Here is a 23,420-nt window from a genome sequence, read left to right as displayed (position 1 = left end):
TGCGAAGCGCCGGACGTATCCACTTGAATGGAGTTGCTCTTAATTGCCGTGACGGTTCCGGCCACATCGCCGGTTCGCATCGCCGCCGCCGTCACTATACCGCCGCGAACCGTCAGGTCATAGAGATAGCCTTCCTGCAAGGTGTTTTGCACGGCGTAATTGTTAGCGTTGCTCACCTGATACTGCAAAATCGCTCCGTCTTTCCAGAAGCAATGTACAAACGTGTCCTTGGAAGAACTGGTAACTATTCCATAGTCTTGAACGCCGAGGTAGACCACCTTTGAAACGTCGGAATTTACTTCCGCCGCTGCCGGAACCACCCCCGTAGAGCAGAGCATGCAAGATGTCAAAAAGACTGCGCATAGTTTTTTCAGCATGTTTTTTATTCTCCTTATCCTCAAAATCTTGATGGAATTCTGGTTATCCCGGTGTGTCAGCCCTTTCTCTGTCCGCGTTCGATTGTTTCTTCCTCCTTCCACTTCTCTCCTGTCTCTTCTTTGACTTTGCTGCCTCCCAAGCGCCCCAAACGCAAAAACCCAGTAAAAACCGAAGACGCTTTTCGATGCTTACTGGGTTTCCTTTGCTGATTGGCGCATGGTAAGATGCGTCACACAAAGGAAGCAGCTATTAAGTTTTACGCCGCAGATGGGTCCGCTGCCTTATCATTGCGGCCGTGCACTATATCAAAGTATACTAACTTGAATTTATGTGTCAAGAAATTTTGACACATTTTATAAAAATAGTTATTCAAAACAAAACTATTTTGTCGAATTAAACAAAAAGGTTTCCATTGAAAGACTGTACGTTGTCTCAAAAAGGACATCACGTGGTTTGCAATTATTAAGCACTTGAGATTTTGGAAGAGAGCCTAAAGGTTTTGCTGGCATTCATATAGATATTTTAATGATACAATCAATAAAAAGCAGCCAATCACATATGTGATTGGCTGCTTCTCATTTGGCCGTTCCAATATAGCATTTCTGCGAATCATCGTCATGGACCCTGTATAAGGCGCCAAAATGTAGTTCGTCCGATTCCTAGTCGCCTTGCCGCCTCTGTCCGATTTTCGCCCACCTCATTTAGAACCCGAAAGGCAATATCCCGATTAATTTCGTGCAAAGAACGATTCAAATTCAACGGAGCGACGGACTCTTTGCTACCGCAAGAGAACGAACATGTATTGCGTTCTTGCCGAAGTGTGCGATTAGTCATCGCACTTGTAATGGTATGGTCAGATGCCGAGAATGCAAGCTCTTTGATTACCCGGTAAAATTGCATATGATTGTACGGCCACCTGAATTCCTGCAGCGAGCGCAGTGCTTCTGGTTCAATGTTTAGGACAGGCCGTTCCAACTCTAAGTTCAACTGGCTGAAAAGCATAGTAGTCAAGGTTGCAAACTGTTCCCGCTGCATTCTCAAAGGCGGAAGATATAATAATTGACATCCAAGGCAATTTAAAAACTCGACGCACTCCGGCGGCATCTGTATTTCGTATTTGCAGGTACAGGAAAAAATAATACGATGTCGGCGACATGCATTCATTTTTAGAATCGCATCAACAATTTGGAGTCGCTGGGTATCGCTGAGCGCCTCCACATCCGAAAAATATATTGTATTCTGGGCATCGGACAAGGGCGAATTTGCATTCATTAGCAAAAAATCCAGACTTTTTTCGTTGAGCAGACTGCAATTAATAGAAACCAGCGGCCTGTTTCGCAGAGTTCCCTGTGCATATAAAAAACTGACGGCAGCATCTTTGCAGGTGCCTGATTCACCGACAACGACAAGCGGCTGAGGACTTTCCGATAACCGCAAAACGGCTTTTCGCAGTTCGGGATCCGTGTTTAGCAGCGTGAAAATACTGCACAGCTCAATTTGATCTTCATCTGTACAGGAACAAAACGAAATTCCAGTTTGGCTATGAGCTGGCGGTATTTGACGGTCCTCCAAATAGAACGCTGTATAAATGGTGCCTTCGAAAGTAATCGGACGGATCTGAATGCAATACAGCGTTCCGTTTAAATTGCGGATTACTCGCCGTACGCCGGAATTGGTAAGCAGCAACTCGCGGCGTAAAATGGGCAAAATTTCTGGAGACAGGTGGTTCACCGTTGAAAAAAACAAAGACCCAGCCTTGTCTAGCACAACAGTTTGCCCGGGTGGACATTCCAAAAGATTGCGAAAAAACCCGCTTTCTTCTCGTAAGCGCACCTGGCATCGACAAACCATCAGAGCCTGATCCAGGGCGTGGCGAATGCTATCAACGCCCGATGTAATTAGAATTGCGTTCATCCCCATTTGTGTTGCAAGTATGTTTGCCGTGGTATCACACAGAACAACACTATACTGATTCATCTGCAGTTTGCGAAGAGTAGGTTCCAAATCCTCAAGAGTATCGACGGTATACACATCCAAGTCATATCCCAGCAAGGTACACAGATTTTGAGCATTTACAATGATGTTGGCATAGGCCACCATGGCAATTTTGTTATTAAGTACATTGGACAGTTTAAGAGCGCAAAGGATGTCATACGAGGATATCTCGATTTCCACAACGGGAAACCCACAGTTGCGCAGCATCTGCGCAGTTCCTCCGCGAGAAACGACCACATCGTAACTGCCAGCAAAACGACTGTTGGCAATCTCCAGTGCCTGCTCCGTATTTCCTACGAACAGTTCCATGTCAATCTGTGGATAGTCGGCAGAAAGATTGAGCATCTGCGTTTTAATTCCTTCGAACGGAACAATTCCGAGAAGTCTAATACGATCACTCAACTGTTTCACCCCTTTTCGTATTCGCGATAATTGTACAGTATTAACAAAAAAAATTCAACATTTATTTGCTTGTTTCACATTGGAACGAAAATGCGGTGGTGTATTTGTTGCATTTCGGAACAATCTTCCGTTAAAATAGGTTTCGACACATCAAGTGTTTCAAAATTGAAAGCCACATCTGAAACACGAGCACGACGGGCAATCTTGCAGACACTTAGGGAGAAGTCAAATCTGCAAATCGGTAGATGCCAATGTGCGCAGTGGACGATCTCGCCCCAATAGGAAGGAGAAAAAATATGAGTAGCACACTATTAGTAATCAATCTAACGGTTTCAATTATCCTGATTATCGGCCTTATCTTGATTCCGAAACTGAATCCAATGGTCAGCTTAATCATTGCCAGCGCCTATATGGGTATTTCCTGTGGACTGGGAGTTATTCCCACGCTGTCTACAATTGCCGAAGGGTTTGGCAGTATGATGACCAACATCGGTATCCCCATCGGTTTGGGTGTCATTTTAGGCCAGCTGATGAGCGACTCCGGAGCAGCTCAAAAAATCGCGATTACATTGGTCCATGCCGTTCCATCAAAATATGTGATGTGGGCTTTGGCCGGAGCTGGATTTCTTTTGGCAATCCCTGTGTTTTTTGATATTACGTTTATTATTTTGGTTCCCATTGGCATTGCCGTGGCCAAGGAGATTAATAAGCCTATGTCCTATGTCGCCACGGCACTTATCATTGGTGACGTAATTGCGCAGACTTACATACCTCCCACTCCAAATCCCCTGGCAGCCCCCGGCCTTTTGGGTTACAGCCTTGGCACCCAACTGATAGTGGGACTCATTGTGGGCGCCATTGTACTCATTCCTTCCATGATCATCACCACCAAGTTCCTGGATAAGGGACTGTTTAACGATGAGAAGGACATCAACCACGAAGTAGATGTCATGAAGGCTATGGCTGAGAAAAAGGAGAACCGGACAGACCTGCCGCAACCCTCCTTTATTGTTTCCATGATTCCCCTGATGATGCCTGTGGTGCTGATTCTGATTAGCACGGTTTTGGGTGCTTGTGGGTATTCTTCCGATTCTTTGATTGTCAGCCTGTTTGGCAATAAAATCTTCACTCTTTCGATGGGTGTTTTGGCATCCTATCTCATTGCATGGAAGCACATTGGCCGGAAGGCAGCCGAGACTTCCAGCAACAGCGCTTTGGGGAATGCTGGTGTGGCACTGGCAATCACCGGTGCGGGCGGCTCATTTGGTAAGGTCATAGCTGCCACCAACATCGGCACCGCCCTGACCAGTGCGCTTCATATCGACAGTGGATCCGTCATTTCCGTACTGCTGTTTGCGTATTTCCTGGGATTCATTTTCCGTGTAGCGCAGGGCTCTGGTACTGTGGCCGGTATCACATCTATGACGATTATGGCTACCATTGCTCCCTCCGTTCCTGTTCATCCCGTGTGGATTGCAATGGCCTGTCTGGCCGGAGGCATTTCGATCGGTCATGTGAATGATTCCGGGTTTTGGGTCTGTACCAATTTGTCCGGCTTTACAGTTACCGGCGGCTTGAAAACCTATACTCTTCCGATTTTTGTGGTCACGGTCTTCACAGAAATCGCGGCTATCGTGGGTGCACTGGTTCTACCAATGGTTTAAACGCTACAGCACCCTGGTCATTCTCCCTTGACTGGGGTGCTGATTGGCGTTTTTCTCGCTATTTTCAAGAATGCGGAAGCAAGTGTTTCCAGTAATCACAAAGCAAGGAGTAGTTTCAATGGCATTTGAAAGCAGTAAAGATAACGTCGTAGATCATCTGTGTAGTACATCGGTGACACTGCCGAAGATGATTAAAGTTCATCAGGTGTTCGACAAGACCTGTATCGATCCTGTAGACCTTCCCAGAGTCGTACGAGACCAACTGGACCGGGATGAAATTCGGCGTAACATAAAGCCCGGAATGTCCATTGCGGTCACCTGTGGCAGCCGGGGCATTGCGAATATCTCGATTATTGTAAAAGCAATTGTCGACTATGTAAAAGAGTTGGGTGCAAAACCATTTATATTTCCCGCCATGGGGAGTCACGGCGGCGCAACCGCCGACGGGCAGTTGGAAGTTCTGGCTGGCTATCATGTAACGGAAGAGACGATGGGATGCCCCATCCGGGCAACGATGGACACCGTCCGCCTAGGTACCACCGTGGAAGGAAGTCCCGTATACCAAGATCAATACGCCCACGAGGCAGACGGGATCATCCTGTGCGGGCGCATAAAAGCGCACACAACTTTCCGGGGACCTTACGAAAGTGGACTTCTGAAAATGTCGGTAATTGGCATGGGCAAGCAACACGGTGCGGAATGCGTCCACGAGTCTGGTTTTATCAATATGGCTCGCGTTCTGCCCCAGTTTGCCCGCGTGGTGTTTGACAACACCAATATTCTGGAAGGCGTTGGAATTTTGGAAAACGCCTTTGATCAGACATACAAGATTGAAGCGTTGACCTCCGGAGAGATTTGGGAGAAGGAACCGGAACTCTTGAAGGAGGCCAAAAGAATGATGGGGCGCCTCTGGATTGAACAGACAGATGTGCTGGTGGTTGATCAAATCGGCAAGGATATTTCCGGCGATGGCATGGATCCCAATATTACGGGAACCTTTGGCAGCCCTGAGAGTGCATGTGACGGCAATCCGGGGCCGATTCACGCACAGCGCACAGTTGTCCTTGATTTGACCGATGCAAGCCACGGCAATGCAAATGGTATCGGCGTGGCCGATGTTACCACAAAGCGGTTCGTGGACAAAACCAATTTGGACATTACATATCCCAACGCCCTGACATCAACCCTGGTGAATATGGTAAAAATCCCGATGTTTGCCCACAGTGATGAAAACGCCATCAAGTTGGCCGTGCGAGTCTGCAATATGATTGACAGACAGAATCCGCGAATCGTCCGCATTCGCAATTCGCTGGAAATGGGCGAAATCTGGGTATCCGAAGCGCTTATCGAAGAAGTAAAAGCGCATCCTAATTTGGAACTGGCGGGTAATCTGGAAGACTGGGGCTTTGATTGTAACGGAAATTTATGGTAATATTTGAGGTTCGCTAAAATGGATAATGCAGTAGTTATTGATGAAAAAGATAATGTAGCGGTGGTAATTAAATCCGTGGCAAACGGTGATTTTGTCAACTATACGTTTGAAGGCAAACGTACATCGCTGCTTGCACGGAAGGATGTTTCCATTTACCACAAGATCGCTATTAAAGATATCCAAAAAGATGAGTTCGTTGTAAAATATGGGGAGCACATCGGGATAGCCCTCTGCAATATTGAAGCCGGAGAGCATGTCCATATCCATAACCTTCGTGGTCAGAGGGAAGATCTAGAAGCAAAAGCGTAGAAGGAGAATAGAATATGACATTTTACGGTTACCGGCGGCCCGATCATCGTATCGGCGTGCGCAATAAGGTATTAATTCTGCCTGCAAGCCTTTGCGCTTCCGATACAACCCGTATTATTTCTCAACAGGTGGAAGGTTCTATAACATTTAACAATCAGCAAGGCTGCGCTCAAATTCCTGCTGATCAGCAACTGACCATGGATATCATGGCAGGATATGCAGCCAATCCAAACATCTACGGGACAGTGGTTGTATCGTTAGGATGCGAAAATTGCCAAATGGATCTCGTGGTAAACGCGATTCAGGAACGAACGAACAAACCGCTCAAGCAGATCATTATACAGGAAGTTGGCGGTACAACCAGAGCGGTTGAATTGGGCATACAGTATGCGAAGGAAATGGTAGCGGAAGCTTCCGCAGTTAAACAGGAGGAATTCCCTGTATCCGAGCTGATTCTCGGTACGGAGTGCGGTGGATCGGACCCGACTAGCGGGCTGGCGGCAAATGTGCTGATTGGTAAACTCAGTGATCTGATTGTAGAAAAAGGAGGAACAGCCGTTCTTTCGGAAACCACCGAATTCATTGGTGCTGAGCATATACTGGCTCGTCGTGCTGCTACTCCTGCCGTGCATGACCGCATCTTTGAGATTGTTCAGCGATACGAAAAGGCGCTTCAACTGGTGGGCGCCGAAGTACGCGAAGGAAATCCTTCCCCTGGAAACAAAGCTGGAGGCATTACCACTCTTGAGGAAAAATCTTTGGGGTGTATTCACAAGGCGGGGCATACTCCAATAAATGGCGTATACGACTATGCAAAACAGTTATCGCCCAACGAGGGCTTAGTCATCATGGACACACCGGGAAACGATCCGGCCTCCGTCGCGGCTATGGTTGCCGGAGGAGCTCAAGTCATTGTCTTTTCAACCGGACGCGGTACACCTACGGGCCATCCCATTGCCCCGGTCATCAAGATCACTGGTAATGAGATTACATTTAATAAAATGAAAGAAAATATCGATGTGGATGCTTCCCCTATTATCAATGGTGGTAATTTGGATCTTATGGGGGAAGAACTGTTGCAATTAGTTGTAGATGTGGCCAGTGGAAAGCAGACGAAGGCAGAAACTCTGGGGTATACAGAGACGACCATTGCCCGTGTTTGCAACTATGTGTGAAACGCGAGGAAGCAAACCGTTATTTGAATTCCAATCCATTTGTCACAGCATGCGAACAGACAATTTTATATGCTACCGATCCCTTTCCAATTGGCCTGCAGACCCAATGAGAAAGGTTCCCTTTTCTTAAGAAAGAGCCTTTTTAGGCTCTTTCTTCATTTTGTGCCTCAGAGCCGGAGCGCGAATCGAGTTCGACTTTTTAACAACTTCTTGTCTGGAAGATCACCATTTGCGACCATGTGTAATGGAGTTTGTAATTTGAAACTGGCGCAGAAAAGTCGTTGGGACTCCGGTAAAATGAATGGTGTCGAGGACCCTGCGTCATTTGTATACCCTTATGACGCTGGAAAGCGGTGATGCTATTAAAACCGTCCAGGAAAATCTAAGCCATCACGCAAGGAAAACCACTGGGCAATATGCAAAACAAAAGCCCTAGAACCATTGTGGTTCTAGGGCTTGTTGGTGGACGATACAGGACTCGAACCTGTGACCCCCTGCACGTCAAATAGAAGTTAACTTAACTGGAAGTAACTATACCAGAATGAGCCACCGTTTTCAAGCCCTTTTTAATATTTTACACTGGCTCAGTTCGGCACAGTTAGTTCCAGTTTTCAACAAATTGTCAACAAAGCGGTCTCACATATTCCACTGAGCTGGCTTCTCGCATCCTAAAAGCCCGCATGCACTAACTGGCATCACGATCAGCGGCTGAAGCAGAAAAAACCTGCTTTAGACGCCTTGCTGTCATGGTTTCTGGCAAAAAATACGCTAACCAAATCTGCTCTTGGAAAAGCGCTGCACAATCAGGATTATATTGCCGAAAAAGACATCCGCATCGGGGACACCGTGCTGGTCCAGAAGGCGGGGGAAATCATCCCGGAGATCGTGGATGTGGATCTTTCCAAACGGCGGCCGGGGACCGATCTCTGGGTATTTGTCAGGTGGGCGCGAAAGCGGGCCGGGTGCTGGCACTCCACTTTAAGACCCTGAACGCGCCGGAGTGCGTCTCCCTGGAGGAATAATTGAAACCGCCTACGTGGTGGCGGGGGACGCCCCGGTAGCAAGCTTCAAAAGGCACAGGAGCTTGGCATCCCCTACTGACGGAGGACGAGTTCGCAAAAATGCTGAAATGAGTCCCTGATAGCCCCTCAAAAAGCAGCAAAAAGGCGGTATGGCTATCTCATAAGGAAGTAAATACATTTATGGGAGGACCCGGTGTAGCTTATGGCTGCACCGGGATTTTCCTGTTGACCTTGCCATATAAGTAAGATATTGGAAACTAAAAAATTTAGCATTATGTACAACTTATTTTATAATAGCTTCAAGATAACTGCCGTTTGCTACAAATGTTTTGTAATTTAAAAATTCAAATTGGACAACATGTTAAACGTCTCTATACTTTGCGGCAGAACGATTTATAAATGATTAGCGTGCTAAAATTTTGCTTTGAAGATCCTTCTGGATTTTCAGCGGACGTTAAGATCAACCGCCGAGGTCAGCCTTGACAATCACTTGGACTTTATTGTATGCTATATACAGATCGTATTTTTTATGTATTAAATTGGAAGTAAAAAAATCCTTGTCAAAAAAGATAATGGGATTATCTGTAAATCGCATTCTGCGTTATGCTTAATGCATTCAACTTTTCAATACATGTAAAATTTTGGGTATAGAAATGAGGCGCCTGAAAAAGAGCAAAAGCACTTTACTGCTTGTATTATACATACCAAATGTTCAGGATCGCTTCTAATCTTGGTTTATGTTGTAAACCTTGGAGCGACCCTGTTTTATTTTTATTTCAGAGTGCTTATCAGCTTTCAAACCATATAAAACCCGACTTATGGATTCGGCAACGCACTTTCTTGTATATTCCTTATGCGATCTTATATTAGCTTGTATGATCACGCTACAGGGCCAGCAAGTGCAGACTGATCATGCGCCCGAAAAGTCATTTAGTCAATACTTTTTTAGCTTGTTTCACAACTGGAGGGAGGAATTCCATGGCATTTAAACTAGAAGTTAAAGAGCTCTATAAAATATTTGGGCCAAATCCGAGCAAGATTATTCCACTGCTTAAAAACGGCCAAGGGAAAAAAGATATTCTCAAGAAAACAGGAAACGGTGTTGGAGTAAACAACGCCAGTTTTCAGGTTGAATCAGGTGAAATCTTTGTTGTAATGGGTTTATCCGGAAGTGGCAAGTCTACCTTGATCCGCTGTCTGAATCTGTTGATCCGTCCAACAGCCGGTCAGGTACTGATTGATGGTGAAAATATCGTGAAATGCGGTCGTGACCGCCTTATGCAAATCCGCCGGAAAAAAATAGCAATGGTTTTCCAGAACTTTGCGTTATTGCCCCATCGTACGATTGAAAATAATGTTGCTTTTGGATTGGAATTGCAAGGCGTGTCGGTTGAAGAACGCCTCAAGAAATCGCGTGAAGCGATTGAACTGGTTGGTTTGAAAGGCTATGAAAATTCATTTCCGGCAGAATTGTCCGGCGGCATGCAGCAAAGAGTAGGATTAGCGCGTGCTTTGGCCACCGATCCCGATATTTTGTTGATGGATGAGGCGTTTAGTGCGTTGGATCCGCTAATTCGGAAGGAAATGCAGGATGAGCTGCTCAGTTTGCAGAGCCGCATGCACAAGACAATCATCTTCATCACACATGACCTTGATGAAGCTTTGAAACTTGGAAACCGGATTGCCATTATGAAAGATGGCGAGATTGTTCAAATTGGCACATCGGAGGAAATTCTGACAAACCCCGCTGATGATTATGTCCGTGAATTTGTTCAGGACGTGAACCGCGTCAAGGTTGTTACAGCTTCTACCATTATGAAGCGGCCAGATCCAGTGGCCTTTGCCAAGGACGGCCTTCGTATGGCGGTTAGAAAAATGCGGGAGGCTTCTATTTCCAGTATTTTTGTGTTGGACAAGGAAGACCGTGTCAAGGGACTGCTAACCATTGATCATGCGATTGAACTTCTGCAAGCCGGCCGGACTGATATGGATAGCATCTTGAAAAAGGACATCGTCCGTGTCAAACCAGACGCCTCCATTGAGGAGCTTTTACCGTTAGTCATTGATTCCAAGTACCCGCTTGTTGTAGATGATGAAGAAGAGCGCATGTTGGGCTTCATTGTCAAGGTTTCTGTATTGTCGGGTATTATTGGAAGGGAGGTTTAAGCATGTATCGATTTGAAATTGGAAGTTATGTAGAACGGCTGATTGATTGGATGACCATTCATTGGGCTGGCTTTTTTGGTGGAATCCGTGAAGGTCTCAGTGCCATTATCGATGGGTTTTCTTGGTTGTTTCTCGTCATCCCATTTGTCGTTTTTATTCTGGTCGTAGTTTTGCTGGCTTGGCGGATTTCCGGGAAGGGCGTTGCGATCTTTGCCGGCATCGGGCTGCTGTTGATCCGTTCCATGAATCTTTGGTCAGAGACGATGTACACGCTATCCATGATTACCACTGCAACGTTAATTGCTTTGATTATCGGAATTCCTCTTGGAATTTGGATGTCTCATAGTAATAAGGCCAATCAGATCATTCGGCCTATTTTGGATTTTATGCAGACGATGCCAGCGTTTGTTTACCTGATCCCAGCTGTTTATTTTTTCGATTTGGGAGAAGTTCCCGGTACCGTTGCGACTGTCATTTTTGCAATGCCGCCGGTGGTTCGGCTTACCAATTTGGGAATTCGGCAGGTGCCAAGAGATGTGATTGAGGCATCTCGGGCCTTCGGTGCCACCAGTAAGCAGCGGCTTTTTAAAGTGGAGATTCCTTTGGCCATGCCCACCATTCTGGCGGGACTGAATCAGACGATTATGCTCTCTCTATCCATGGTGGTCATCTCCTCCATGATTGGTGCAAAAGGCTTGGGAATTCCCGTTCTCAACGGAATCACGCAGCTAAAAGTCGGCGAAGGGTTTGAAGGCGGTCTGGCGGTTGTCGTTTTAGCTATGATTTTGGATCGAATCACTCAGGGATTGGGTCGCTTCCAGGAGCGTAAAAACGCTCATAAGAAAATAACTGGTTAACTTTTGTTTCCCCGCCATTTTTGGTGTTCCTATTTTTAACAACTGAAAGGAGCTTAGGATGAACGAAAAAAGATGGATTGCGATGTTAGGTGCAGGTATTATGAGTGCTAGCCTTTTGGCTGGCTGCGGAGGAACCTCTGCTACTCAAGGTAGTGGTTCGACTGGGCAGGACAAGGGTACGGTAACCATCGGCTATGTAAACTGGTCAGAGGGCGTTGCCATGACTAATTTGGTACACGCTATCCTAGAGGACAAAATGGGATATCACGTAGAGACAACCATGACAGATGCAGCGCCCCTGTTTGCCTCTCTGGCAAGCGGTGGTACAGATGTTTTTCTGGATGCTTGGCTACCTGTTACACATAAGAGTTATATGGATAAATACGGAGACAGGCTGGAGGATCTGGGTATTAACTATGAAAATGCTAAGATTGGGCTGGTAGTCCCATCTTATGTAGATATTGACAGTATTGAAGATTTAAACAATGCTGCGGATTCTTTTGATGCAACGATCGTCGGAATTGACTCCGGTGCGGGAATCATGTCCACTACCACTACTGCAATTGATGAATACGGTTTGAATTATGAGCTGATGCCCGGAAGCGGCCCCACTATGACGGCTGCTTTGAAGAAAGCAATTGATGCGGAAAATTCCATCGTGGTTACGGGCTGGACTCCCCACTGGATGTTTGCCCGCTGGGATCTGAAATTCCTGGATGATCCCAAGGGGGTTTATGGTGCTGCGGAGCATATTCATACCATTGCCAGAAAAGATTTTTCCACCGATATGCCGGAAGTTGCCGCATTTTTGCAAAACTTCTCCATGACATCTGATCAGCTTGGAGACCTTATGGGAACCATCGCAGACGATACTTCCGGAAAAGATCCAATTGATTTGGCCAGAGGTTGGATGAGCCAAAACGAAGATCTTGTGAACAGCTGGATTGCATCCTGAATTTTCTGGGACGTAGCCTGCCAAGTTTTAAGGTACTATAAATACAATTAAATTAAAAGTTCCCGTATAAAAAGCATGTAGAGCCACAATGACCCATTAGTTATTGTGGCTCTATTGCATTTATTTTGTTTGCATTTAAGGCAACGCCGCATAACAGTATAAAAAATCTGTGCTGCTCGGCAAATTCAACAATGCTATTTGGGCTTTTTTATTTCCACTTTTCTACGGTCGTTTTACGCTTACGTTTAATTCGCTTTGCCTCTGCAAAAAAGCTGGGGAGTTTCTGTGCTGCTTGGTTGTCAACAAACCGAAAAAATGAAAAAAGTAAAAATCCTTAGAACCGTTGCGGCTCTAAGGATTTTCTTGGTAGACGATACAGGACTCGAACCTGTGACCCCCTGCACGTCAAATAGAAGTTAACTTAACTGGAAGTAACTGTACCATAATGGAGGGATATCATAGAAATGCAGAGGACAAACACCCAAAAAGTGATAGAATCAAAGAAAGAACAGGGTGGTGTTTGCAATGCGCAAATATGACAAGGAGTTCAAAGAAGAAGCGGTCAAGCTGTCCGATGAAATCGGGGTGAAGCAGGCGGCGGCACAACTGGGCATTCCGTACTACTCACTGGCGGAGTGGCGGCAGAAGCGAAAGGCATTCGGAGATCACGCCTTCGTCGGCAGCGGCATTCGCCGCGACGCGCCGCTTTCCGAGAACGAGCGCCGGCTGATAAAAGAGAATGCCGAGCTGCGAAAAGCCAACGAGATTCTCAAGGATGCGCTGGGTTTTTTCGCCAAAGACCGGAAACGGTAAAGCCGGAGCGGTTGTATGAGTACATCACGCTGCGCCGTGAGCGGTTCTGCATGCCGGGTTGTGAAAGTCAGTGAATCCGGGTACTACCGCTCTTTGCAGTCGGCTGGCAAGCCCAAGCCGTGGCAGCTGCTTCTGGTCAAAATACGAGAGATTTATAATGAAAATCCGGACAATGACAATTATGGCGTTAGCCAAATTCTCCTGGCGCTTACACAGCGTGGTATTCGGGTAAGTCGAAGCAGCGTACGGCGGGCCATGAAGCGTGGAGGCCTGCTCCATCGCGCTCCCCGTCACCCCAGCAGTCTGACAAAAGCAGACTTGGCTGCGCAGAAGGCGGAGAACCTGATTTGTAGGGACTTTACCGCAGACGCTCCCAACCGGAAGTGGCTGACGGATATCACGCGGATCCAGTGTCTGGACGGCAAGCTGTACCTGGCGGCAGTTCTGGACTGTTATAACGGAGAGATCGTCGGTCTTGCTATGGATGACAACATGAAGAAGGAGCTGTGTATCCGGACGTTTCGGTCTGCCTGCAAAGCACAGGGGGCCTATGGAATGACCCTGCACAGCGACCGCGGAAGCCAATTCCAGCTTCTCATTTCGGAAAGTGCTGGCACAATACGGTGCGGTTCAAAGCATGCGCGGCACGGGGCGCTGTTATGACAACGCCAGGATGGAGAGCTTTTTTGCGACGCTGAAGAAGGAAAAACTCTATCGAATCAGGACGGAGCGGATGCCCATGGCACAGGTTAAGAGCATCGTGTTCCGGTATATCATGACCTACTATAACCGCCAGCGAATCTATACTGCTAACCCCGGCGGCCTGCCGCCGGCCATGTATCGTCAGGCCGCCAGAGGCCTGGCCGCATAATCTGCAGATTTTGGGTGTTCACATTCTGCACTGTTCTTGACTTCTCCATAATGAGCCGCTGGTTTCAAGTCCTTTTCAAAAATTTGTATTGGCTCAGTTCGGCACAGTTAGTTCCAGTTTTCAACAGATTGTCAACAAAGTCACCCGCTGCATAAGCCTGTAGGTGAATTTATCACCGACCTCATCCTTATTGCCAGACCAGCTGCCTTTTAAGCAGTGGGTCCGGGGTTCGAATCCCCGCCGGGTCACCAGCGTTTTCCCTAGAGCCGTAATGGCTCTAGGGATTTTTTCTATCATCAAATCATAGCAAATCCAGTCATTTATACGCAACAAATAGGAACAAAAATTAAAAAATAGGAACACTTTTGGGAACACAATCTCTTAACCAAATTAAAAAACGCAACCTATAAAGTACAAGTTCTACTATTCATGATTCATGCTCCAGAACCTTTTTTCGTGCGCATTATGTGGGGCATTTTCTCAACAATGGGGTTGTAAACAAACTAGGCAGCTCAATGTGGGAATAAATCTGTACATTAGGATATAAATAGATTGAGCCGATCAGGCATTGTTGTCACCACTCGCTGAAAGGTCCTTGAGCTTGAGCGCTAATGTCATAAGAATATGTTCCGCAAAATACTGTTGATCAAAAATCACTTTGTTTATATCAATATTCTTGCATTCTGCTTTATTTCCAGTAATGGCATACTCCAGAGAGTCTTTACTTATTTCAGAACGAATTAATCGTATATACTGTGTACGCCTATTTCTATTTGTCGGATGTCCTACTACATCATTACGCATATCACGTATATCTTTGAGTAATGCATAGTTATCACATGTAAAACTATCTAATTGCAAGATACCGCACAGCGTGTTGATTGCATCCTGCTGCAAAAAGAAGGCCTGAAATAGCCCATAGATGTACAGATATGCGCCCTCAATATCGGGAAAAGGGCTTCTTTTATAGAAGTCAATCGCATATTGACTATCTTCAATTACATCCAATGTGGCCAGTAACTGTGACCACTGCGCTTCAGAGAATGTTGCAGGACGGTCTTTATCAATTTTTGAGACATAGGAACGAACTAGATCCATTCGGCTCGCAATCACATTTTCATCCATTTTTGCTTCCCTTTCTGAATTAGTTTGTAACTGTATCACCAACGACGTCATGAGTTTCAATTGTGGTACATATTTCTATTAGCAAGCCCGATGGACAGAAGGCCAGGGCTTGTTATCTGTTTATAAATAATGGGAATAGTGACATTCTTAAACCAATAATTAAATTGTTCAGTCATTTGGAGAGAGTATCATTTTTTGTAAACTTTGTCGTTCGTTTTGCCCTCGTTGGTGATCAAGCCGAGCTTTTCGGCCTTGGTCAACAGTCTGCGAACTGTTGTTCAAACAGTCCCTATTATGATTTTGCTTTGCTTATACTCTCTGTCATCTTCTTTATTTTTGCTGCTTGTTCTTTTTCTACTAGCACTCTGTCAAGTAGTAGTTCGATAGCTAATTCCAAATGCGGGAACATTTCAGAGCATTCGGTTTCCGTGTATTCATGCAATCCTTTACTCAGCACTCCATACAACTTGTTTTTTATCGGTAACAAGGCTTCTGGTAGTATTTCAGTTCCAAATGAACTTAGGTAATCTAGCTTCTCGTTGAATTTCATTTTGTAGTATTGATCTTCGTTCCAATTCTCACGTGATAAACATTGTACGTGCTTGCTTTCAACGATATTTTCAAAGATCCTTCTAAGATAAACAAAAGCTCCAATGCCTATTCCCGAAGCGTGCAGTCCAATTGCTCTTGTCAATTCTTTGTATTCGTTTTTAAGTAGCTTCTTATACTTTTGCACTTCAAAAAACTGCATATCCGCCATGGATGGATATTGCCCAATTTTTTGGAGCACCAAATAATACTCCGCTTGCTTATCTTGTTTTTGAGCTTTTTCAAGTTCCTCGGTGATATCAGGTAATGGATCGGAGCTACCTTTTTTATTGTTAAGGCAAGCGCCTTCATAGTTGATAAGAATTGCGGGTCTTGTTTCTTCCATTCCATGTGGATACTCAATCGAGAAGTAAGCGTATACAGTATGATTCGTATTATATGAGCATTCTAGCTTTATACAAAAGGTATGCAGTTGCTTAGCAATTACACTTAGACATTCGAGGCTTTTTTCAGCAGCTATTCTGCTATAATCATCAACTAGGACTCCATCAAGTGTCGATAGAATAGTATTGTACAACAAATTATTATTGGTTAGTAATTGGTGTGAATTTGTAGATGTTGTAAACTGGGGAATCGGCGCATTGGCATTTGAAAAAGCCAATTCCCGTTGACAGTCTTTACATGGGAGTAGCACTGGACTCTTTATTTGTGCCAGTTCGTACAATTGCCGTACATCATCTGAAACAAGAAGATTACTGTAGCCACTGCCATCGGCAAAAACAGCATTATCAAAGTTTTCAGATCGTGTGTCAATCGCAACCGGCTCATATAAACCAACTGATGTAATGAGCTCGGCAATTGTGTATTCAGATAGGTGTTTAAGTGAGAGTATCTTTTCATTGGTTTGTGGCATAGTATCATCCTCCAGCGTTCATATTGCTATCTTGAAACTCAACTTTGCAGGCCTATTCTAACGGGTTAATCGTCGATTCGATAAAGCCGATCTCATCTTCGGTTAAGCCATACTTAGCATAAAGCTAGGTGTCCGTACAGAGCTTGGAGAAGTCCTTAATGGAACTAAACGATATGTTTTACTTGGTGCGTCCTGAGATATTCTTCAAGCAGATACCAGTACACGGAAAAACTTCGTTTTGATGAAGTTCTCCGCTTTGGTTTTGCAATCAAATACGGCATAAAGAAAAGTTTGAAAGCATACCGAATTTCTGAAGCAATATTCCGGCTTCCCGATTACATATGGGTAAGCAGGAAGTTTAAGCATATAATCCACTTTTGCGTTTGGCAATTTTCTGCTTAGAGCGTTTTCACACAGTCTGGCTAAAACGTGTCAATGGCCTCTCAATTTGGTATTAATGTACCATTTCTATTCAAAAGATTAAACCAATATTTTAAATAGTTCAACCGTTTTTTTAAATGAACATGAAAATGTTCAACCCTTGACATGAAGATTCCTGCACCGTATAATCATTTCGAGGTGAGTGTGATGACGAACGAGGAAAAGATACTTGATTTGCTGGCGGCCATGAATGACCGTATAGGAAATATTGAGACTAACGTAGCAGGACTGCAAACCAATGTATCGGCGCTTCAAACTGATGTGGCCGGAATCCGGATTGACATAGAGAATCGCATTGACCCGTACTTACAGGCTCTTGCTGAAGGTCAAAAGGGTATCTTAGAAACGCTGGCTCCGAAGAATCGCGTTGAAGCTCTGGAGGAAGAAGTTGACTTCATGAAGCACGTGATTAAAACCTTGGCCAAAGAGGTTGACGAGCTGAAAAAGGCTAACTGAACACGGCTTTACAAGGCGGTGCCGAGCTGGTACTGCCTTTTTTCGTTGGCGGTGTGTTATTTACTCGGTACAATGGCCGTCGTGGTCATGTAGCCACTTCGTAGGACGCACTACTGACTTTTTGTCATACCAGGTTCGCGCTCCGGTATGCGACTTCCATGGCGATCTCTCTGCGCTCTACATCGTCTAGCTTCCTGCCGTTCGCGCTGTAACTCTGCACAAAGGTGAAGGGAGAGAGGCGAGCCAAAGAGTGCCGGCCTGCCAGGCCGGCTCACGGAGAAAGTCACCTCGCCTCTCTCCCCCCGCTGCGGTGGGTCTCCCCTCTCACCACTCCGACTTTCTCTCTCAAAAAAAGCTGGCCGGGGTATGGTTTTACAAGGCCCCGCCGAGCTGACGCCGCCTGCTTTTTGTCCTGGCACATTGATGTTCCAGAATATGGGAGTTGTATATCTTTTTTCTTCTCTTGTAAGAACCCCCGTTATCTTAGGTCTATCTTCGTTGTTCTGAATATCGGCGTACCTCCCCATATCCTCCGGCACAACTGCCAGCGTCGGCCGACACACGGCCCTGGTATCACGCAGCAGGAGATAGGAATTGCTGGAGAACGCACCGTTACATTTCTTACAGCGCTGTATGTAGAGTAGGCCAGCACAGTCCAGCTCCTGCACTGCGGCACGGACGGTGCTGTCTGCCAGACCGGCTTCCTTGCGGATTTTGGAAAAGCTGGGATAGGCGTGGTCTTTCCGCATCTGGCGGTAGATGTAGAGGAAGACGGCCACGGCTGCGCCGTGTAGCTTCGCTTCCTCCAGCTTGCGCACATAGCGGTAGGGAATCATGATAAAGCCCTTTTGCGGGACAATGCAGGTGTACTCAGACGCGTTGCGGGTGATTCTCCCTGTCTCCGGATCTCGCTTCGCCCGGTGACGCTTCACGGTGATATACCCGGTTTTCTCCAGCTCCTTCAGCTTGCGGCTCACTGTGTCCAAAGCGATACCGGACAGCTTGGCCAACTCACGCTGCGTCTTATTTACTTTGCCGGTGCTCTGGCTGGCATAGCTGAACATGGTAAGGGCAAGCTGCTTTGCGTAGGAGGTTATTTTCTTGCCCCTGGTATCCTTGGCCAACTGCTGCGGGAAGCGGAAGGATGGCTCTGCCCGGTGTCCTATGTACATGGTTCTTCTCTCCTGCATTTTGTTATTTACGTTATATAATGTAAATACGTTATTTCTGTTATTTAAGTTATATAATTGAAATAAGAAAACGGGGTGTACCAGTGCTTTCACTGATATACCCCGTTTGTTTTCTACGGATCTCGCTTCATCTTTTCATAGTCCTCCAGCTTCTTTTGATTCTCCCGTATGTACTGCTCCAGCAGCTGCGCCACCAGCTCACTGACGCTGCGGCGCTCCACAAAGGCCACCTTCTTTACACCTTCATAAAGGCTGGGCAGGATAGCTAGACTGATGCGCTGCTTCGTCTCCTGGTCGGATTTGGGACGGCCTTTCCCGGCTGCTGCCGGTGTCGGCTCCGCATGGATGATGGACGCCACCACGCCGCGTCCGGCCCGCTTCGCTTCGCGTTCTGCCAGTCCCATTTCAGTTCCTGCCCTTCTCTATAATGCAGGCCGCGACTTTCTCATACTCCGTGGCTGCGTCGTTGGTGGGGGCCTGCTCCGTGACGGCCTTTCCATCACAGACGCCCTTCTTCACAATAGCCAGCTTCTTCACCGTGGCCACCACGGAATACTTCTCCTGAAGGAGCTGAAGAATCTCCCGATCATCCTTTACCCGCATTTCGTACATGGTGGCAATGACCCCTAGCACGGTAAGCTGCGGGTTCACCAGATCGCGGATCTCTGCCACGGTGTCCAGGAGCTGTTCAAGGCCGCGGTAAGCGAGGTAATCCGTCTTGACCGGAATTAACACGCTATCCGCGCTGGCCAGCGCGTTGATGGTGAGAATGGAGAGCTGGGGCGGGCAGTCGATCAGGATGTAATCATACTGGCTGCGTACCTGGTCTATGGCGCGGCGCAGAATCGTTTCCCGGACGGGACGGCCAATCAGTACCACCTCCAGCTGCGCCAGCTCCAGCCGGGACGGGACGAGGGATAAGTTCGCCTGCAGCTCACAGGTGCAGCGGCTGATCGGGACGCTCTCTTTCTGCAAAACGCTGACAATAGTGTTTTCATAGTCGTAAGGCTCCAGCCCCGCGCTGATCGTCAGGCTCGCCTGGCTGTCCAGGTCAATCATGAGGGTTTTCTTGCCGGCACGTGCCAGGGCGACGCCCACGTTATAGGTGCTGGTGGTCTTGGCCACGCCGCCCTTCTGATTTGCGAAAGCGATTACGGTTCCCATATTCTTTCCCCTTTTCTAATTCGTTCATTGGATCAATCACCATAATTGGCAATGTGCTCGTCTCAAAGACCTTGCGCAGATAATCTATACGTTTCATTTGAATCACCTGTATAATTGAAATAATGGATATACGTTATATAATGGAAATAACTTAAATACTAGATGTGCGCTGTTCAATGGAAATCTGAGATATCATAAAGCTCAAATAGCTTTAGGTTGCGCTTCATATTCCGTAAAACGCTTTGCAGCCTGTCCAGCAGCACAGGGTAATTGCCCAGGGCATCCACAAGTGCAATTTCGGTTTCCAGCTTCAGCAGGTCTTCTTCATAACGCTTCCTGGATACCATGCGGTCAGCACGGAAGCCTGTAATGTAAATTCCCCTTGCATGTGTCGGGTTCCTCCGCAGACTTTCCGGAACATCCCACATCCCAATTTTTCGGGTTAGCAGCTGAAGCGCATATTTCTGATACCGCTGTTCTTCAAGCCATTCTCTTAGCATTGCTGGGCCTCCGTGTCCATAACTTATATAATTTATATAAGTTATATAATTTAATTGGCGGCGGCTGTGCCGGGGATGGAGTAACGATTAGAAAAATGTTGCCCAGATGAATCCTGACGCCGCTCAATTTGGAGCAGCCCCACTTCGGACAGGTCTTTCAGCATAATGCAAAGGTTGGAACGGCTCACGCCTGAATGCTTACTAATCTCCGCAATACTCAGCTCTGGTTGTCCCGCGCCCTGGCAGTCATACAGGTATAAGAAGACTGCCGTAGCTGCGTTAGGCAATCCCGACGCTAAGAGGCGTATGCAGACATTGCGGTTTAGTTCCAACGTCTGTTCCTGCTGGAAACGGTAGCAAGGATATTTACAGTCCATGTGACTTGCAAGGATCAGGTAATCGGCATCCAGCAGCGCAGCGTTTGCCAATCGGAACGTTACAGGAGAAATCGGCGTCTGCTGTTTAATGTCAGGTAGCGAGATTGTAAAAGCATCCTGCGGATCATAGCGAGTACACAGCGCCAGCAGGAAACGACGTGCGGACGGTGACAGTGCAGCATCCCGAACCGCTCTGCGGGGGTAATAACAGATGTTTGTCATAGATTGCAGTCCTCCTCTGTAATATCCTTCATATCAAAAGAGCCGTCTTCATGGAGCAGCAGCACTCCGGCCTTCGTCAGCTCCGCTTCACAGCTGCGGATCAAGTCCGGCGCTTCGTGCATGGCCAGAGCGATCAGCTCTGTGCCGGGATACTGGCTGGAAATGTGCTCCCGGCAGTTATAGAGGTGTGCAGCCACACAAAAAGCCACGTCAGAAAGATGCGCGTCAAAGATGCTATAAGGCATCAGGGAATAATCCTCGTCTGCCGGGAGCTTCAGCTCAACCTGAATCACCGGCCTACGCTGCCTATGCTTTTTCTTACTCATTGAAATCATCCTCCGTAATAGTTTTCACGCCATTCTGGATGAAGGCGTCAATGTCGCGGTCTTTCAGCTTCAGGTATTGGATGCCCAGCGACCGGGCCGAACTTGCGACTTCCTCGATCTGGCGCTGCTCCGCTGGGGAGCGGTCGCGGGTAGCAGAATAAACGCCCATGAAGAATGCCGCGCTGGAGATATGGGCAGCTTTGGCAGAGATAGCGGCCAACCGCTCAATCTGCGGCTGCATGGTTTCCTTTACCGCCCGCTGCACAAGTTCATACAGGTAGTCATCATCGGTCTTGGCTCCGATGGAAACAAGGCCGCGATCTACGAGATTCCGCAGCACCTCACTTTTAGGAATATGGCGCTGTGCCGCCAGCTGCGAGATCATGCGGCTTGTCTCTCCGGAACATCGAAAAGGTATGTAATTTGCGTGGTGACGGTCTTCCATCTGAATCTCCCTTCTAAAAACGTCTATTTTCTATTTGTGTTCCAATTGGAACACAAATAAAGTGTGTGGAACACACGTTGAGGGCTTTGCCCTCAAGCTGTTGAACGGCGTGTGGAACACGCCTTATCCTGCCATTCCAAAATGCTTCGCAATTTTGGAACGGTTTCCGCCTCCTGCGGGGCGGAAATGCTCCGTCCCGCGTCCTCGTCCTTCGTTTCTGGCCGTGCAATCAATGGGAACGGTAAGAGAGGAAAAATGATTTGAAATCCCTGCATTTTTCCTCCAGCCACTTCCGGTAAGCGCCGGGAGCCATGTGCCGGGCATCATTTTCCATGGTGGCCAGCACCGCTTCTGTCTCAGAAAAGTCACCTTTCGGCCAGCCGCCCCGTGAACGCCGGAAGGCTGCGGTGTACACATTGCGGTTGGTAAGCCGGTGTACCATGGGGATCTGTTCAAGTACGATGGTACCGCAAAGCACCAGGTCAAATAACGCGCGGAATTCCGCTGCTTCTAATTCGCTCTCTGTTAAGAGATATTCAGATTGCATCACTGCACCTCATTCTCCCGGTTCTGGCTCGTCCGGTTCCCGCGCGGCCTGCGTAGGAATCATAATTTGTTCCCTGTCAAAATCCAGTATGATGAAATCGGGGTCGGCACTTGTATCTTGATTTCGCACACTTCTGAAGCCAAAAGAAGCTGCGGCAGCGATGGCAATTGGCGTATTTTCATCAGAGGTCAAGAGTGGCTGAATAAGCGTGTACCGCTCATACTTAAGTTCCAAGTCTCGCCAGCGGGGCGGCTCCGGTACCGCTGGGCCTTTCAAGTTGAGTTTTCTCAGCAGCATCCCCAGTAATTTCATGGCAAAGGGGAGTATTCCTAGAAAGCAAATAACGGCCATAAGTGAGCTTCGAAACCCCATGTCAAAATCGCCAGCATCATAATAGCGATGGAAAATGGGCGGCAGCGCATGGAACCCAAAGAACCAGATTGCCGTAAGAACCAATGCTGTTTCTACCAAGGGAATAAGATAGCGGATGATTTTGTGCGATCTTTTCCAGTCTACAAGGGCGGCTTTGTCCTTCTCGTATAGCGCCTGATTGCATTCACCGTCTGACCAATCTTTTTCACAGGCGTACTTTGATTTAAAAATAATACGTACTTTCATGCATTACAGCTCCGCTTCAGCTTCCGGTTCCGGCGCATTATCGGTAAGCTGCCCTGCCGCCTGCGCACATTGATCGGCGGCAACGCTGCGGAGCCGCACTGCCTCTGTGTGCTTCCAGTAGGCTTCTCTGGCAGCTTTGCTCAGACAAATTGAATTACGCTGCATGGTTTCCCGACTGTACTCACAGCTCTCGGATTTTTCCATGATTTCGTCCCAGCGGTCGCGTTCAATAAATTCCGGGGCTTCTTCCAGCGTATCGCCGTAAAAATAGCGGTTAATTCCGCCCCGGCCATCATTGAAACTCATGCTCAGCCGGATCAGAATATTATCCAGCTCCACGGTGCTGCCCAGCTCTACCAGAAGATTACCGGCCCTCAGCTCATACCAGGGATATTTAGGGTTCTGATTCATCATGGGCGGCATTGTAAGATTGGCGGCGCTGATCCCCAGCTCACGCTTCAGCAGTTCGCGGGCTTTCACAATTCCGAGCTTTTTCATTTCCTTTCCC

At 47.1% G+C, this 23,420-nt stretch carries 25 protein-coding genes and 1 pseudogene; 12 read left to right on the top strand and 14 right to left on the bottom strand.

The genetic code is table 11. The annotated features are described in order from the left end of the window. Together RT018_RS01545 and RT018_RS01540 are read right to left on the bottom strand one after the other, a co-directional pair. Positions 1-377: hypothetical protein (locus tag RT018_RS01545; RefSeq protein ID WP_312938786.1), on the bottom strand; the 377-nt coding region annotated here is incomplete at its 3' end. A gap of 616 nt (positions 378-993) precedes the next feature. Beyond that, on the bottom strand, positions 994-2,775 hold the full coding sequence (locus RT018_RS01540) for a PrpR N-terminal domain-containing protein (protein WP_312938785.1): 1,782 nt from the start codon (positions 2,773-2,775) through the stop codon (positions 994-996). A 296-nt stretch (positions 2,776-3,071) separates the two neighbouring features. Between RT018_RS01540 and RT018_RS01535 the strand changes: the two genes are divergently transcribed. The 11 genes and pseudogenes from RT018_RS01535 (at position 3,072) to RT018_RS01485 (ending at position 14,039) form a co-directional block, all read left to right on the top strand. Beyond that, positions 3,072-4,439, top strand: coding sequence for an SLC13 family permease (locus RT018_RS01535; protein ID WP_312938784.1), 1,368 nt, complete (start codon positions 3,072-3,074; stop codon positions 4,437-4,439). Between the two features lie 118 nt (positions 4,440-4,557). After that, complete coding sequence (locus RT018_RS01530) at positions 4,558-5,871, top strand: lactate racemase domain-containing protein (protein ID WP_312938783.1); 1,314 nt, start codon at positions 4,558-4,560, stop codon at positions 5,869-5,871. A gap of 18 nt (positions 5,872-5,889) precedes the next feature. After that, positions 5,890-6,180 carry a UxaA family hydrolase gene (locus RT018_RS01525; protein WP_312938782.1) on the top strand — a complete coding sequence of 97 codons (291 nt, stop codon included), beginning with the start codon at positions 5,890-5,892 and terminating at the stop codon, positions 6,178-6,180. Positions 6,181-6,194: 14 nt separating this feature from the next. Then, positions 6,195-7,355: a UxaA family hydrolase gene (locus tag RT018_RS01520; RefSeq protein ID WP_312938781.1), complete on the top strand. Its 1,161-nt coding sequence runs from the start codon at positions 6,195-6,197 to the stop codon at positions 7,353-7,355. Positions 7,356-8,108: 753 nt separating this feature from the next. Next, positions 8,109-8,270: pseudogene (locus RT018_RS15770) on the top strand (hypothetical protein); the annotation flags it as partial. A 1,085-nt stretch (positions 8,271-9,355) separates the two neighbouring features. After that, a complete protein-coding gene (locus tag RT018_RS01510; RefSeq protein WP_312938779.1) occupies positions 9,356-10,543 on the top strand; it encodes a glycine betaine/L-proline ABC transporter ATP-binding protein in 1,188 nt (395 codons plus the stop codon). 2 nt (positions 10,544-10,545) lie between these two features. After that, the gene (locus tag RT018_RS01505) at positions 10,546-11,400 is read left to right on the top strand and encodes a proline/glycine betaine ABC transporter permease (protein WP_312938778.1); all 855 of its coding nucleotides are present in this window, start codon (positions 10,546-10,548) and stop codon (positions 11,398-11,400) included. 58 nt (positions 11,401-11,458) lie between these two features. Next, positions 11,459-12,355 (top strand): glycine betaine ABC transporter substrate-binding protein, encoded by an 897-nt coding sequence (locus tag RT018_RS01500; RefSeq protein ID WP_312938776.1) that lies wholly within the window; start codon positions 11,459-11,461, stop codon positions 12,353-12,355. Positions 12,356-12,880: 525 nt separating this feature from the next. Further along, positions 12,881-13,168 (top strand): transposase, encoded by a 288-nt coding sequence (locus RT018_RS01495; protein ID WP_312938775.1) that lies wholly within the window; start codon positions 12,881-12,883, stop codon positions 13,166-13,168. 15 nt (positions 13,169-13,183) lie between these two features. Beyond that, positions 13,184-13,831 (top strand): IS3 family transposase, encoded by a 648-nt coding sequence (locus RT018_RS01490; RefSeq protein ID WP_312938774.1) that lies wholly within the window; start codon positions 13,184-13,186, stop codon positions 13,829-13,831. A 10-nt stretch (positions 13,832-13,841) separates the two neighbouring features. Next, the gene (locus RT018_RS01485) at positions 13,842-14,039 is read left to right on the top strand and encodes an IS3 family transposase (protein WP_312938773.1); all 198 of its coding nucleotides are present in this window, start codon (positions 13,842-13,844) and stop codon (positions 14,037-14,039) included. Between the two features lie 561 nt (positions 14,040-14,600). Here the strand turns inward: RT018_RS01485 and RT018_RS01480 are convergent. Together RT018_RS01480 and RT018_RS01475 are read right to left on the bottom strand one after the other, a co-directional pair. Beyond that, positions 14,601-15,164 (bottom strand): hypothetical protein, encoded by a 564-nt coding sequence (locus tag RT018_RS01480; protein WP_312938772.1) that lies wholly within the window; start codon positions 15,162-15,164, stop codon positions 14,601-14,603. Positions 15,165-15,456: 292 nt separating this feature from the next. Further along, positions 15,457-16,626 (bottom strand): hypothetical protein, encoded by a 1,170-nt coding sequence (locus RT018_RS01475; RefSeq protein WP_312938770.1) that lies wholly within the window; start codon positions 16,624-16,626, stop codon positions 15,457-15,459. Positions 16,627-17,214: 588 nt separating this feature from the next. Here RT018_RS01475 and RT018_RS01470 point away from each other — a divergent pair. Continuing rightward, a complete protein-coding gene (locus RT018_RS01470) occupies positions 17,215-17,523 on the top strand; it encodes a hypothetical protein (protein ID WP_312938769.1) in 309 nt (102 codons plus the stop codon). Between the two features lie 110 nt (positions 17,524-17,633). On the opposite strand, the gene RT018_RS01465 is transcribed toward RT018_RS01470, so the two are convergent. The 10 genes from RT018_RS01465 to RT018_RS01420 form a co-directional block, all read right to left on the bottom strand. Beyond that, positions 17,634-18,695: a helix-turn-helix domain-containing protein gene (locus tag RT018_RS01465; RefSeq protein WP_312938767.1), complete on the bottom strand. Its 1,062-nt coding sequence runs from the start codon at positions 18,693-18,695 to the stop codon at positions 17,634-17,636. A gap of 131 nt (positions 18,696-18,826) precedes the next feature. After that, positions 18,827-19,117, bottom strand: a complete 291-nt coding sequence (locus RT018_RS01460; RefSeq protein WP_312938765.1) for a hypothetical protein — start codon at positions 19,115-19,117, stop codon at positions 18,827-18,829. Between the two features lies 1 nt (position 19,118). After that, positions 19,119-19,877: an AAA family ATPase gene (locus RT018_RS01455; protein ID WP_312938763.1), complete on the bottom strand. Its 759-nt coding sequence runs from the start codon at positions 19,875-19,877 to the stop codon at positions 19,119-19,121. Between the two features lie 173 nt (positions 19,878-20,050). Then, complete coding sequence (locus tag RT018_RS01450; protein WP_312938762.1) at positions 20,051-20,377, bottom strand: hypothetical protein; 327 nt, start codon at positions 20,375-20,377, stop codon at positions 20,051-20,053. Between the two features lie 50 nt (positions 20,378-20,427). Further along, positions 20,428-20,976 carry a helix-turn-helix domain-containing protein gene (locus tag RT018_RS01445; protein WP_312938760.1) on the bottom strand — a complete coding sequence of 183 codons (549 nt, stop codon included), beginning with the start codon at positions 20,974-20,976 and terminating at the stop codon, positions 20,428-20,430. After that, entirely contained in the window at positions 20,973-21,302 is a 330-nt protein-coding gene (locus tag RT018_RS01440) for a hypothetical protein (RefSeq protein ID WP_312938758.1), read from the bottom strand. Before RT018_RS01440 ends, RT018_RS01445 begins: the two co-directional genes overlap by 4 nt. Beyond that, entirely contained in the window at positions 21,295-21,687 is a 393-nt protein-coding gene (locus RT018_RS01435; RefSeq protein ID WP_312938756.1) for a hypothetical protein, read from the bottom strand. Before RT018_RS01435 ends, RT018_RS01440 begins: the two co-directional genes overlap by 8 nt. A 289-nt stretch (positions 21,688-21,976) precedes the next feature. Beyond that, on the bottom strand, positions 21,977-22,294 hold the full coding sequence (locus tag RT018_RS01430; protein WP_312938754.1) for a hypothetical protein: 318 nt from the start codon (positions 22,292-22,294) through the stop codon (positions 21,977-21,979). Between the two features lie 9 nt (positions 22,295-22,303). Continuing rightward, positions 22,304-22,912 carry a hypothetical protein gene (locus tag RT018_RS01425; RefSeq protein WP_312938752.1) on the bottom strand — a complete coding sequence of 203 codons (609 nt, stop codon included), beginning with the start codon at positions 22,910-22,912 and terminating at the stop codon, positions 22,304-22,306. A 3-nt stretch (positions 22,913-22,915) separates the two neighbouring features. Next, entirely contained in the window at positions 22,916-23,410 is a 495-nt protein-coding gene (locus RT018_RS01420; RefSeq protein WP_312938750.1) for a hypothetical protein, read from the bottom strand. Positions 23,411-23,420: the final 10 nt, after the last annotated feature.

Source organism: Oscillibacter sp. (genome assembly GCF_032060045.1).
Lineage (GTDB): Bacteria > Bacillota > Clostridia > Oscillospirales > Oscillospiraceae > Oscillibacter.
This window is presented reverse-complemented; position numbering and strand designations above follow the sequence as displayed.

Excerpts from the sequence above, each read along its gene's own strand:
- RT018_RS01535 (WP_312938784.1), top strand. The coding sequence starts at position 3,072 with ATGAGTAGCACACTATTAGTAATCAATCTAACGGTTTCAATTATCCTG.
- RT018_RS01530 (WP_312938783.1), top strand. The coding sequence starts at position 4,558 with ATGGCATTTGAAAGCAGTAAAGATAACGTCGTAGATCATCTGTGTAGT.
- RT018_RS01525 (WP_312938782.1), top strand. The coding sequence starts at position 5,890 with ATGGATAATGCAGTAGTTATTGATGAAAAAGATAATGTAGCGGTGGTA.
- RT018_RS01520 (WP_312938781.1), top strand. The coding sequence starts at position 6,195 with ATGACATTTTACGGTTACCGGCGGCCCGATCATCGTATCGGCGTGCGC.
- RT018_RS01510 (WP_312938779.1), top strand. The coding sequence starts at position 9,356 with ATGGCATTTAAACTAGAAGTTAAAGAGCTCTATAAAATATTTGGGCCA.
- RT018_RS01505 (WP_312938778.1), top strand. The coding sequence starts at position 10,546 with ATGTATCGATTTGAAATTGGAAGTTATGTAGAACGGCTGATTGATTGG.
- RT018_RS01500 (WP_312938776.1), top strand. The coding sequence starts at position 11,459 with ATGAACGAAAAAAGATGGATTGCGATGTTAGGTGCAGGTATTATGAGT.
- RT018_RS01495 (WP_312938775.1), top strand. The coding sequence starts at position 12,881 with ATGCGCAAATATGACAAGGAGTTCAAAGAAGAAGCGGTCAAGCTGTCC.
- RT018_RS01490 (WP_312938774.1), top strand. The coding sequence starts at position 13,184 with ATGAGTACATCACGCTGCGCCGTGAGCGGTTCTGCATGCCGGGTTGTG.
- RT018_RS01485 (WP_312938773.1), top strand. The coding sequence starts at position 13,842 with ATGGAGAGCTTTTTTGCGACGCTGAAGAAGGAAAAACTCTATCGAATC.
- RT018_RS01480 (WP_312938772.1), bottom strand. The coding sequence starts at position 15,164 with ATGGATGAAAATGTGATTGCGAGCCGAATGGATCTAGTTCGTTCCTAT.
- RT018_RS01475 (WP_312938770.1), bottom strand. The coding sequence starts at position 16,626 with ATGCCACAAACCAATGAAAAGATACTCTCACTTAAACACCTATCTGAA.
- RT018_RS01470 (WP_312938769.1), top strand. The coding sequence starts at position 17,215 with ATGACGAACGAGGAAAAGATACTTGATTTGCTGGCGGCCATGAATGAC.
- RT018_RS01465 (WP_312938767.1), bottom strand. The coding sequence starts at position 18,695 with ATGTACATAGGACACCGGGCAGAGCCATCCTTCCGCTTCCCGCAGCAG.
- RT018_RS01460 (WP_312938765.1), bottom strand. The coding sequence starts at position 19,117 with ATGGGACTGGCAGAACGCGAAGCGAAGCGGGCCGGACGCGGCGTGGTG.
- RT018_RS01455 (WP_312938763.1), bottom strand. The coding sequence starts at position 19,877 with ATGGGAACCGTAATCGCTTTCGCAAATCAGAAGGGCGGCGTGGCCAAG.
- RT018_RS01450 (WP_312938762.1), bottom strand. The coding sequence starts at position 20,377 with ATGCTAAGAGAATGGCTTGAAGAACAGCGGTATCAGAAATATGCGCTT.
- RT018_RS01445 (WP_312938760.1), bottom strand. The coding sequence starts at position 20,976 with ATGACAAACATCTGTTATTACCCCCGCAGAGCGGTTCGGGATGCTGCA.
- RT018_RS01440 (WP_312938758.1), bottom strand. The coding sequence starts at position 21,302 with ATGAGTAAGAAAAAGCATAGGCAGCGTAGGCCGGTGATTCAGGTTGAG.
- RT018_RS01435 (WP_312938756.1), bottom strand. The coding sequence starts at position 21,687 with ATGATCTCGCAGCTGGCGGCACAGCGCCATATTCCTAAAAGTGAGGTG.
- RT018_RS01430 (WP_312938754.1), bottom strand. The coding sequence starts at position 22,294 with ATGCAATCTGAATATCTCTTAACAGAGAGCGAATTAGAAGCAGCGGAA.
- RT018_RS01425 (WP_312938752.1), bottom strand. The coding sequence starts at position 22,912 with ATGAAAGTACGTATTATTTTTAAATCAAAGTACGCCTGTGAAAAAGAT.
- RT018_RS01420 (WP_312938750.1), bottom strand. The coding sequence starts at position 23,410 with ATGAAAAAGCTCGGAATTGTGAAAGCCCGCGAACTGCTGAAGCGTGAG.